Consider the following 12100-nt stretch of genomic DNA (forward strand, 5'->3'; position numbering starts at 1 on the left):
TAGAGGAAACTGACTGTGCAGCAGCGCATTTCGGCGCGCCGCAGTCGGTCTGGAGGTATTTTGTATGTGTGGCATTGTAGGTTATGTTGGCATGCGCAGCGCCCAGCAGGTGTTGCTGGACGGCTTGGAAAAGCTGGAGTACCGCGGGTACGATTCTGCCGGTGTGGCGCTCACCCAGCGGGACGGTATCCGTGTGGTCAAAAGCAAGGGGCGGCTCTCCACCCTGCGCAGCAAACTGGAAGAGCTGGCGCTGCCCCAGAGCGGCTGCGGCATCGGTCATACCCGCTGGGCGACCCACGGCGAGCCCAGCGATGTGAACAGCCACCCGCACTCCACGCCCCGGGTCAGCATCGTGCACAACGGCATTATTGAAAACTACGGCGCTTTGAAGGAGCGCCTGATTGCTAAAGGCTACACCTTTGCCAGCGAGACCGACACCGAGGTGCTGGTAAAGCTCATCGACAGCTGCTATCAGGGCGAGCCCTTACAGGCTTTGCAGGCAGCGCTTGCCAAGGTGCGGGGCAGCTACGCGCTGGCGGTGCTGTTCAAGGACTACCCGGACACTATCTTTGCGGTCAAGCGGGAAAGCCCGCTCATCGTGGGCTGGGGCGAGGGCGAAAACTTTGTGGCTTCGGATATCCCGGCGCTGCTCAAGTATACCCGCCGGTACAGCGTGCTGGAAGAAGGGGACATGGCCGTGTGCACGGCGCAGGGTATCCGCTTCTATAACGAGTTCGGCGAGGCGGTGGAGCGCGAAAAACTGACCGCAGACTGGGATATGGAGGCCGCCGAAAAGGGCGGCTACCCCCACTTTATGCTCAAGGAGATCAACGAGGAACCCGCCGCCATCACGGCAACGGTCAGCCCCCGGGTGGAGAACGGTCTGCCGGAGCTGCGCATCCCGGAACTGACGGACGAAAAGCTGCGCAGCATTGGCACGGTACATCTGGTGGGCTGCGGCACGGCCATGCACGCCGGTATGGTGGGCAAGACCGCCATCGAGACGTTGGCGCGGGTGCCCGCAGAGGTGGATATCGCCAGCGAGTTCCGCTACCGCGACCCCATCCTGAAGCCGGAGGATCTGGTGGTCATCATCAGCCAGTCCGGCGAGACCAGCGATACGCTGGCCGCCCTCAAGCTGGCCAAGAGCCGCGGCGTGCCGGTGCTGGCTATCGTGAACGTGGTGGGCAGCAGCATTGCCCGTGCAGCGGATTACGTCATGTACACCTACGCCGGGCCCGAGATCGCGGTGGCGTCCACCAAGGCCTATATGGTGCAGCTGTGCGTGCTGTACCTGTTTGCCCTGCGTCTGGCCTACGCGCGCGGGCAGCTGACCGAGGAAAAGACCAAATACTACACCGCCCAGCTGCTGCACGCATCCGAGGTCATCAAGCCCCGCCTTGCGGACTGCGAGCAGATCAAGTACCTTGCCAGCCGCTATGTGAACACCCAGAGCTGCTTTTTCATCGGGCGCGGGTTCGACTACGCCCTCTCGCTGGAGGGCAGCCTGAAGCTGAAGGAGATCAGCTATGTGCACTCGGATGCCTATGCGGCAGGCGAGCTGAAGCATGGCACCATCAGTCTTGTCACGGACGGTGTGCCGGTCATTGCGCTGGCTACCCAGAAGAACGTTTACGAAAAGACCATCTCCAACGCCAAGGAGACCCGCAGCCGCGGTGCGCGGGTGCTGTTGTTCACCACCAAGGATGCGGAAGTGCCGGAGGGCGTTGCCACCGAGGTCATTCGCTTGGACGAGTACGATGACATCCTAATGCCGTTGCAGCTCATCGTGCCGCTGCAATTGTTCGCCTACTATATGGCGGTGCTGCGCGGCTGCGACGTGGATAAGCCCCGCAATCTGGCCAAGAGCGTAACGGTGGAGTGACCGGAAAGGGAAGATAGTGCTTTATCTGTGGTTCCGAGACGCCCGTAGGCGTTTCGGAACCACTTTTTCACAAGTAAACACAAAACCGCCCGCTGCACAGAAGCTTGTGCAGCGGGCGGTCGTTTATGCAGGGAAGAAGGGGCGTTTACCAGAACCAGTAGCGCTTTTTGAATGCGATGTAGGCAATGGCAATGATAACGATCACCACGCCGCCGGCGATGAAGAAGGTCCAGTCGATATTGCTGAACCGCAGGTTGTGGTTGGTCAGCAGGTAGCGACCGGCCGTGTCAGCGGTGATCACGCCGTCCTTGTAGCTGTTCAGGTACTGCCACTTGTTGCTGATGGTGTTGTACAGGTACAGGTGGGAGTAAGTGCTCACGTCCAGCTCCAGCTGCACCGCACAGGGAAGGGTGCGGCCGTTGTCCAGCTCAAACTCCAGCCCCTCTTCGCTCTCGGTGAAAGTAATAGCGGTGTCGATCTCACTGGTGGTGCTCTTTATGTTTTTGCCGGAAACGTTCAGGGTGTAGCCGTCGCCCACCACGCACAAGGTCTTACCGGTGGTGCGCAGGGCGTTCAGGATATCACCGGTCACAATGGGCACCTCGGACTGGGCAAACACTACCTGATCCTCCGTGCTGTCCTGAATGGTCTGCACCACGGGGTCCAGCGGGATGGAAGTGCTATCGTCCGGGGTGTTCGTGCTGTCATTGCTGCTGTTGCTGCCGGAGGAAGCCTCTGCCGAGCGGTTCACAATGACCGTGACCATGGCAGTGGCCTTGCCGTTGGAGATGGTAATGGAGGTAGAACCGGTGCCTACCGCCGTGACCACGCCCGTGGGGCTGACCGTGGCAATGCTGCTGTTGCCGGACTTGAAGGTGAAGGACTGGGATGCACTCGCGGGGGTAGCTTTGGCCGTGATGGTGCGGGTGGCACCGGGCTTGAGCACGATATAGTTGGTGTTGGGGGTGATCACCTGTCCGCTGTTGCTGGATGGAGTGCCGCTTGTGCCGGTAGAGGAATCCGTGGGCAGGGCAAGCACCGTAACGGTGGTGGTGGCTACCACAGAGCCACAGGTGGCGGTAATGGTGGCTTTGCCGGGGGCTACGCCGGTCACGCGGCCAAAGCTGTTCACCGTGGCGATCTTCTCGTTAGAGGAGGTCAGCGTAACGGTGGCGTAGTTGGAGGCAGAGCTGGGGCGCACCTGCAGCGAAGCCGACACCGAGTTGCCCACATAGATGGTATTGGAGGAAAGGGAAAGATCCATCTCGGTCACGATCATGGAGGAGTCCATGGACACCACGATGGTGTATGCGCAGATCTGGTTACCGGCTGCTGCCGTAACAGTGGCGGTGCCAACGCCCACAGCCTGTACCACGCCGCTGTTGCTTACGGTCAGCACGCTGCTGTCATCGGTCAGAAAGACCACAGAGTCGGTGCTGTAACTGGGCTTGACCACGGGGGACAGCTGTTGGGAAGCGCCCAGCAGCATATTGGCAGAATAGCTGCCGGTGGCAATGCTCTCGGCGGGCACATCCTTGAGCCATGGCAGCGAAACGCCGTTCTGCTCTTCAACAGGCAGGCTGGCGGCGGCAGCGCTCAGCGCGGTGCCGCATAGCAGCACACCCAGCATCAGCACACAGGCGGCCAGTTTCTTTGCGGTTTGAATCATGTTGTTTGTACCTCTTTGGGGTGGGTGTAAAAGGGGGACATCCTGCCGTGCTGTGCAGTCCGTTTTAGCGGAACAGCACGCCCAGAGCCTCCATGGCATACTCAAAATAGGTGACCTGATCGTATTCCACGCGGGCGGTCACGCTCATACCGTTGGAAAGATCCACCTTGTCGCCGCTGCGGCTCACCACATAGGTGGCGTCGGGCTTGATGGTCATCTTGTAGTAGGAGGCGTTGCTGCTGGTGGTCACATCGCTGTCAATGGAGGTAACGGTGCCGGTCAGCGTGCCGTAGGAGTACTCCGACAGGCCGGTGATGGCGATCTTGCAGGGGTCGCCGACGTGCAGCAGGGGACGGTCGTTTACCGTCACCATGGCCATGATCTCCAGATCATCGTTCTCGCTGGCAACAGTAGCCAGTGCGGAACCGGCGCTCAGCACCATGCCCTCCTTGTAGGGGGTGTCCATGTGGATCACGCCGGAGGTGGGCGCGTAGATGAAGTAATCGTTGGCGCCGGTGTTCAAGGAATCCAGCTGCGCCTGCAGGTTATCCACGTTGACCTGTGCACTGGTAATGCTCTGGGAGATGGACTGCATGGTAGAGTAGTACAAAGATTCCAGCTCGCTCTGGTTTTGCTCCATCAAAGCCTTGATCTGGGTGTCGGAGTAACCGGCAGCCTGATAGGTGGTGGCGTCAAAGGTCTTTTGCGCTACCTGACTTTTGTAGGTCTGGTACTGGTAGTAGTAGGGCTGATCCTCGGCGTTGGCTTCGTCAAAATAGTTGGTGTCGTCCTGAATGCACTTGAGCAGCTTGTTGTACTGGTCCAATTGCTTCTGGTAGATATCCAGCTGGCTTTGCAGATTATCCTTCTGCATATCCAGGTCGGTGCTCTTCAGCCGGGCGATCAGGTCACCCTCATTCACATAGCTGCCCTCCGAGACATACAGCTCGGTAATGGAGCCGGAGTAGCTGGACATGATGTAGGTCTTGTTGGCGGCCTGCACCACACCGCTGTTCTGGCTGACATAGATGCGGTTGGTCTGGGTGCTCCAGATCACCAGAAAGATCATGAACAGGCCGGTCAGAATGACAAAGGCGTACCCGTAAGGGGGCAGCTTTTTGTCCATCATGATCCTGCGGTCCTGCAGATCCGAAAGGTTCTGAATGGTTGTTGTCATAATTATTTGGTCTCCATAAATACATCGACCACGGCATCGTCATCGTCCTGATTGACATAGATGGTGTAGCTGCTGCCGGTCATCTTGATGTCGTTCTCAAAAGCATGGATCTGCAGCTTAGAGGAGGCCAGCTGGCTTTGGCTCAGCGGGCCGGTGTAGTGGGCATACAGGCAGTTCTTTACCCGCAGCACAGCGTCCATGTGGTAGCCGGGCTCCATGTTGGGGATCATCTGGGTGGCCTGCTGCATCATGTACATCTCCGGCAGCTGATCCGGGCCGGTACCGGGCTTGATCGCCTGCACCAGCGGGCCGATGGGCTGCACGCCGTTGCTCTTCATAAAATTCTGCATCTGGGTCAGGATGACCGGTAGGTTAGCCAGCTCCTCCGGGTGCAGAGTGCGGGAGAGGACATTGGTCAGCTTGAGGGTCTTGTTTTCAGCAACTTTGATTTCATTCATGATAAATTACCCCTAATCCTGTTATTTTTAATGTAAGCCGAAACAAAAAGGTGCCCGGAAGCGTCTGCCTCCGGGCACACCATAACGAGGCATTCTTTGGTTTCCCCAGCGGGAAAAAGCTTATGCGGCATCCGGGCAAAGGCTGCGGATGCGGTGCGGTCAGTAGGTGATGGACTCGCCGTCGTCGTCCTCTTCCACCACAGCGGAAGGCATTTGCGGAGCGGGCTCGGGCTTGTGCTTGCGGAAGATGCCCTGCTGCATGTTCCACAGCTCGGCATAGCGACCATCCTTTGCCATCAGTTCCTCATGGTTGCCGCGCTCCACGATCTTGCCGTGATCCATCACAAGGATCAGGTCACAGTCACGGATGGTGGAAAGGCGGTGCGCCACGATCAGCATGGAGCGGTCCGCCAGCTGCTCGTAGATCATGTTGAAGATCAGCGTCTCGGTGGCAAAGTCCAGATTACTGGTGGACTCGTCCAGAATGTAGAGGTTGGAGTCCTTCAGGAAGGCACGCGCCAGTGCGATACGCTGCTTCTCACCACCGGACAGGCCGTTGCCGGCTTCCTCCAGATAGGTGTTGTACTGCAGCGGCAGGTGACGGATAAACTCGTGAGCGTCGGCCTTTTTGGCGGCTTCCTTCACCTCGTCCAGCGTGGCGTCCATGCGGGAGATGCGGATGTTGTCGTAGATGGTCTTGCTGAACAGCTCGATGTTCTGGGGCACATAAGCAATGGCACGGCGCACCGAACTGTTGGTGTACTCGGCCAGATTCACGCCGTTCACATCGATCTCGCCGTCCTCGGGGTCGTAGTATTTCAGCAGCAGCTTGGTAATGGTGGATTTGCCGCTGCCGCTGCCGCCCACCAGCGCCACCTTTTTACCGGCGGGGATGGTAAAGCTGACATGATCCAGTGCGGGGGTGCGGTTGCCGTAGCGGAAGGTAACGTCCTTGAACTCAATGTCACCCTCCACCTTGCTCATCTCGCTCTGCTCCACGCCGTCTGCGGTCTCGTACTCGGCGGGGTAGTCCATGATCTCGGTCAGACGCTTCATGGAGATGCTGGCTTCCTGAATCTCCATCTGCAAGCCGATCAGGTTGCTCAACGGGGAGGTGAAGTAGCCGGACAGGGTGCTGAACGCCATAAAGCCGCCTAGCGTCATTTCGCCGTTCAGCACCTGCGTGATGCCCACATAGGTGGTCAGCATACTGAAGCCGGTGGAGATGAAGGAGGAGATCAGACCCTGCGTGGTGCTGATGCGGCTGGAACGCAGGCTGATCTTCAAGCTCTTCATGTACTCGCGTTCCAGATTATCCAGCTCGGTCTGCTCGTTGGCGTTGCACTTGACGGTCTCGATGCCGCGCAGGCTCTCGATCATCTGGCTGTTCAGCGCAGCAGACTGTGCCATGCTCTCTTCGTTGATCTTTTTATAGGGCTGCTTGTACACCAGCACCAGCAGGATGCTGACCAGCGCCATGAACAGCGAGATGGAGAACAGCATGGCGTTCATGCGGAACAGAATGATGCCGGTGATGACAGCCATGGAAATATCCATCACAAGGCTCAGCGCAATGCTGGTAAAGATGGATTTGATGGTGTTTGCGTCCGAGTAACGGGTGGTGATATCACCGGTCTTGCGGGTGGCAAAGAACTTCATGGGCAGGTTGAAGATGTGCCCGAAGTACCCCAGCATCAGCGGGATATCGATCTTGATGGACAGGTGGATCAGCACCCATTGGCGTACAAAGCCGATCAGGGTACTGGTAATGCTGACCACACTGAACACTAAGATCAAGGTGACCAGCAGGTTGTTCAGCCCGTATGGCAGAACCTCGTCCATCAGGATCTTATTGAACATGGAGGACGCGATGCCCAGTATGGTGGTGATCACCGAGCTGAGGATGGCGTAGAAGAACAGTTTCTTCTGGGGCAGCAGCAGGTTGATATACCGCTTCATCATGCCGCCCTTTTCGATCTTGCCGCCCTTGAACTCCGAGGTGGGGTTCATCAACAGCAGCACGCCGGTGAAGTTCTTGTAGAACTCGTCCAGACTGATCTTTTTCAGCTCCGTGCCGGGGTCGCCGATGATGACGTAATCCTTGCACTTATGCTTTTTGCCTTTTTCCTCGTTTTCCTTGCGGGCTTCGGCGTCCTGCAGCATGTGCTTGCGGCGCGCGCCCTCGTCCTTGATGGTGGTCTTTTTGAACACCACAACAAAGTGCGCCAAGCCCTGATCGGTAATGACCTGCGCAATACAGGGAAGTGAGAAATCACTCAGAAAGTTTTCGCGGTCCACGCGGACTGCGGCGGTGGTAAAACCAAGTTCATTGGCGGCTTTTTGCAGGCCGACAAGGTTGGTGCCTTTCAGGTCGGTGCCCATCATATCCCGCAGGCGGGTGATGGTAACTTCCTTTTTGTAGTGCAGGCACACCATGGCCAGACAGGCAGCCGCACAGTCGGTGGTATCGTGCTGCCGGACGTAGGTATAACGCATAGATGTTTCCTTTTACTCTCAAGATTTATTCAAACGACACCAAGCTGCCCTGCCGCCCCGTGTTTGCCGCACAAAGCTACCGGCCGGCCTGCTGATTTGACCAACGAAAAAACTGCGCTCCTGCACGGCAGTCTTCTGACCGGGGAGCGCCTGTCTGTGGGCAGAAAAGACTGTGCAGCCTGCACAGTACCTTTTCCACGCCTATAAACTTATAAAAGTATACCACAACCACTAGGGTTCTTCAAGGCGATATTTTTTAAGAACCGTAAAGAAAGGGCGAAAAAGATGCAGATAAACAAAAAAGCGATGGAAGAATATCCATCGCTTGCTGGCGCCTCTTGCCTGACTCGAACAGGCGACACCCTGATTAACAGTCAGGTGCTCTAACCGACTGAGCTAAAGAGGCATATCAGTGACTGCGAGAAATATTATACCGCAGTCACCGCACTTTTGCAAGCCCTTTTTGCAAAAAATGCTGAGGAATTTGTCAGCCATGAAAAAAGCAGCGCAAAAACGCCCGTAGGTGCTTCTGCGCCGCTATAATAAGGATGCTTTTTTGAGATTACTTCAGCTTGCTCTTGGCCTTCATGCGCTGCTCATGGTTCAGGATCTGCTTGCGGATACGCAGGTTCTCCGGGGTGACCTCCAGCAGCTCGTCCTGTGCCAGAAACTCCAGGCAGCCCTCCAGGCTCAGCTTGCTGATGGGGATCAGGCGCAGAGCGTCGTCGGAGCCGGAAGAACGGGTGTTGGTCAGGTGCTTGGTCTTGCAGACGTTCACGTCCACATCCTCGCCGGAAGCGGTGTAGCCGATGACCATGCCCTCGTACACCTTCTCGCCGGGGCCCACCAGCAGGGTGCCGCGCTGCTGAGCGTTGAACAGGCCGTAGGTGACGGCCTCGCCGGTCTCAAAGCTGACCAGAGAACCGGTGGAGCGGTTGGCGATCATGCCAGCCCAGACGTCGTAGCCGTCAAAGATCTGGTTGATGATGCCCTCGCCGTGGGTATCGGTCAGGAACTGGTTGCGGTAGCCGAACAGGCCGCGGCTGGGCATCCGGAACTCCAGACGCACACGGTCAGAGCCCAGGGACTCCATCTGCTGCAGGATGGCCTTGCGCTGGCCCAGACCGGTCATGACGGCACCCTGATACTGGGTGGGCACGTCGATGACGACATGCTCCATGGGCTCGTAAGTCTTGCCGTCGATCACCTTGGTCAGAACGTGCGGGGGAGAGACCTGCAGCTCATAGCCTTCACGGCGCATGGTCTCGATGAGGATGGACAGGTGCATCTCACCACGGCCCATGACACGGAAGGAATCAGTGGTGGCGGAGTCCTCCACCTTCAGGGCCACGTCCTTCAGCAGTTCCTTCTGCAGACGGTCGCGGATCTGACGGCTGGTGACGAACTTGCCCTCACGGCCGGCCAGCGGGCTGTCGTTGACCGAGAAGGTCATCTCCACGGTGGGGTCGTTGATCTTGACGAAGGGCAGCGGCTCCACGTTGGAGGGGCTGCACAGGGTGTTGCCGATGGTCACGTCCGGCAGACCGGAGAATGCCACGATATCACCTGCGGTGATGTTGTCGCACGGCTGACGGCCGTTGGCCTGGAAGTCGTACAGCTTGGTCAGACGGCCGCGCATCTTCAGGTCGGGGTTGTGCCAGTCGCACACGACCACTTCCTCGCCCACCTTGGCAACACCGTTCTGGATGCGGCCGATGCCGATGCGGCCCACGAAGTCGTTGTAGTCCACAGAGGACACCAGCATCTGGAAGGGAGCCTCAGGGTCGCCCTCGGGCGGCTTGATGGTGCTCAGCAGGGTGTCGAACAGGGGAATCAGGTCGGTGCCCGGCACATCCGGGTCCAGGCTGGCGGTGCCGTCACGGCCACAGCAGAACAGGATGGGGCACTCCAGCTGTTCGTCGGTAGCGCCCAGGTCCATCAGCAGGTACAGCACCTCGTCGATGACTTCCTTGATGCGGGCGTCAGGGCGGTCGATCTTGTTGATAGCCACCACCAGGCTCAGGTTCTGCTGCAAAGCCTTCTGCAGCACAAAGCGGGTCTGGGGCATACAGCCCTCGGCGGCGTCCACCAGCAGCAGCACGCCGTTGACCATCTTCAGCACGCGCTCCACCTCGCCGCCAAAGTCGGCGTGGCCCGGGGTGTCGACGATGTTGATCTTAACACCCTTGTAGGTGCAGGAGCAGTTCTTTGCCAGAATGGTGATGCCGCGCTCACGCTCGATATCGCCGCTGTCCATCACGCGCTCGGCCACGGCCTGATTGTCGCGGAAAGCGCCGCTCTGACGCAGCAGGGCATCCACCAGGGTGGTCTTGCCGTGGTCAACGTGAGCGATAATGGCAACGTTGCGCAAATCGTTACGAACCATAAATTTCTACCTCTCTATTTAAAAAGACTTATAAAATACGAACGAACGTCATACAAACCTAAGTTTATAACAGAACAGGGTGGTTTGTCAAGATTGTATAAAAATTTTTTCTGCAATTCAGCATTATGCCCGTAAACTTTCCGCAGATTTGTGCGGCGTGTACCTTAAAAATATGCTATACTAAAGCCATAAAACGAACCGGAGGTGTTTTGCATTGAAGCTGACATTTTTAGGCGCGAACCATGAGGTGACCGGCAGCTGCACCATGCTGGAAGCGGCAGGGCAGCGGTTTCTCATCGACTACGGCATGGAGCAGGGTAAAAATGTGTACGAAAACCAGCCCCTGCCCGTAGCCCCCGGCGAGATCGACTTTGTGCTCATCACCCATGCCCATATCGACCATACCGGCCTTTTGCCGCTGCTGGCGCACAACGGCTTCCGGGGCAGGATCTACGCCACCATCCCTACGGTGGAGCTGTGCGGCATTATGCTGCGGGACTCGGCGCATATTCAGGAATTTGAAGCCGAGTGGAAAAACCGCAAGGGCAAGCGCTCCGGCGCAGAGCCGGTGGAGCCCATGTACACCATACAGGACGCTGAAGCCGCCTGCCGCCTGTTCTTGGGTGTGGAGTACGGCAAGCGCATTAAGCTTGCCCCGGGCATCGAAGCACGGTTCGTGGACGTGGGGCACCTGCTGGGCTCTGCCAGCATCGAGCTGTGGATCACCGAGGGCAGCACCACCACAAAGCTGGTGTTCTCTGGCGATATCGGCAATCTGGAGCAGCCCATCATAAAAGATCCTACCTATATCCAACAGGCGGACTATGTATTCATGGAGTCCACCTACGGCGACCGCAACCACGACCCCCGGCCGGACTATGTGGCAGAGCTGGCAAAAATCTTGCAGCGCACCTTTGACCGGGGCGGCAACGTGGTGGTGCCCAGCTTTGCGGTGGGCCGCACGCAGGAAATGCTGTATTTTTTGCGGGAGATCAAGGAAAAAGGCCTTGTCAAAGGACACGGCAACTTCCCGGTCTACATCGACAGCCCGCTTGCCACCGAGGCCACCCGCATCTTCCGGGATACAGACCCCGACTGCTTTGACGCCCAGACCCGCGCGTTGCTGGAAAAGGGCATCGACCCCATCAACGTGCCGGGGCTGCGCATCAGCGTGACCAGCGACGACTCCCGCATGATCAACACCGACCGCACGCCCAAGGTCATTCTGTCCGCCAGCGGAATGTGCGAAGCCGGGCGCATCCGCCACCACCTCAAACACAACTTGTGGCGGCCGGAATGCACCATCCTTTTCGTGGGCTTTCAGGCGGTGGGCACCTTGGGACGCACTCTCATTGAAGGAACGGATTTGGTCAAGCTGTTCGGTGAGCCCATCGAGGTAAAGGCCGAGATCTGCCAGCTGACCGGCATGTCCGGCCACGCCGACAAGGACGGTCTGCTGCGCTGGGTGAACGCCTTTACGGAAAAGCCCCGGCGGGTGTTCGTGATCCACGGCGAGGACGAGGTGGAAAACCGCTTTGTGGACACCCTGACCGAGCAGGGCTTTACCGCCTGTGCGCCCTACAATGGTGCACAGTGGGCCATCGGTGCCGAGGGTGCAGTCTGCCTGCAAGAGGGCACAAAGGTCCGCGTGGAGCAGAGAACTGGCGAGGGTACAAACCGCGCCGCTACCGTGTTCCAGCGGCTGCTCAGCGCCGGTAAGCGCCTGCTGCGGGTCATCGAGCACAACGAGGGCGGTGCAAATAAAGATCTGGCAAAATTTGCCGACCAGATCAACGCTCTGTGCGACAAATGGGATAGGTGATGCGGCAGTAGTTTGCAGCAGAGCAGCCCCGGGAAAAACGCAGCTGCGTCAAAAGATTTCGGGCACACTGCACCGCTGAAAAAAGAGAAGAGATTTTTGTAAAAAAACCGTTGACAAGCGCCCCTCCGGCTGGTATAATAACCCATGTCGTCAGGCACAAAGCCAAACATCTGGGGGTTTAGCTCAGCTGGGAGAGCGCTTGCATGG

The 12100-nt window shown here is 58.1% G+C and carries 7 protein-coding genes and 1 tRNA gene; 2 read left to right on the top strand and 6 right to left on the bottom strand.

Annotation, left to right across the window (positions count from 1 at the left end; genetic code table 11):
- The first annotated feature begins 64 nt into the window (after positions 1 to 64).
- Positions 65 to 1885 carry a glutamine--fructose-6-phosphate transaminase (isomerizing) gene (glmS, locus tag DXB44_RS12075; protein ID WP_118658874.1) on the top strand — a complete coding sequence of 607 codons (1821 nt, stop codon included), beginning with the start codon at positions 65 to 67 and terminating at the stop codon, positions 1883 to 1885.
- A gap of 145 nt (positions 1886 to 2030) precedes the next feature.
- On the opposite strand, the gene DXB44_RS12080 is transcribed toward glmS, so the two are convergent.
- The 6 genes from DXB44_RS12080 to typA form a co-directional block, all read right to left on the bottom strand.
- Positions 2031 to 3554 (bottom strand): Ig-like domain-containing protein, encoded by a 1524-nt coding sequence (locus DXB44_RS12080; protein WP_118658875.1) that lies wholly within the window; start codon positions 3552 to 3554, stop codon positions 2031 to 2033.
- A 64-nt stretch (positions 3555 to 3618) separates the two neighbouring features.
- The gene (locus DXB44_RS12085) at positions 3619 to 4731 is read right to left on the bottom strand and encodes an HlyD family efflux transporter periplasmic adaptor subunit (protein ID WP_118658876.1); all 1113 of its coding nucleotides are present in this window, start codon (positions 4729 to 4731) and stop codon (positions 3619 to 3621) included.
- 2 nt (positions 4732 to 4733) lie between these two features.
- Positions 4734 to 5189 carry a hypothetical protein gene (locus DXB44_RS12090; protein ID WP_055184800.1) on the bottom strand — a complete coding sequence of 152 codons (456 nt, stop codon included), beginning with the start codon at positions 5187 to 5189 and terminating at the stop codon, positions 4734 to 4736.
- Positions 5190 to 5348: 159 nt separating this feature from the next.
- Positions 5349 to 7685 (bottom strand): peptidase domain-containing ABC transporter, encoded by a 2337-nt coding sequence (locus tag DXB44_RS12095; RefSeq protein ID WP_118658877.1) that lies wholly within the window; start codon positions 7683 to 7685, stop codon positions 5349 to 5351.
- 329 nt (positions 7686 to 8014) lie between these two features.
- A tRNA-Asn gene (locus DXB44_RS12100) sits at positions 8015 to 8091 on the bottom strand.
- Positions 8092 to 8247: 156 nt separating this feature from the next.
- Positions 8248 to 10071, bottom strand: coding sequence for a translational GTPase TypA (typA, locus tag DXB44_RS12105; protein ID WP_118658878.1), 1824 nt, complete (start codon positions 10069 to 10071; stop codon positions 8248 to 8250).
- A 214-nt stretch (positions 10072 to 10285) separates the two neighbouring features.
- Here typA and DXB44_RS12110 point away from each other — a divergent pair, with 214 nt between their 5' ends.
- Complete coding sequence (locus DXB44_RS12110) at positions 10286 to 11893, top strand: MBL fold metallo-hydrolase (protein WP_118658879.1); 1608 nt, start codon at positions 10286 to 10288, stop codon at positions 11891 to 11893.
- Positions 11894 to 12100: the final 207 nt, after the last annotated feature.

The sequence above is a fragment of the Faecalibacterium sp. OM04-11BH genome (assembly GCF_003482185.1).
Taxonomy (GTDB): domain Bacteria; phylum Bacillota; class Clostridia; order Oscillospirales; family Ruminococcaceae; genus Faecalibacterium; species Faecalibacterium tardum.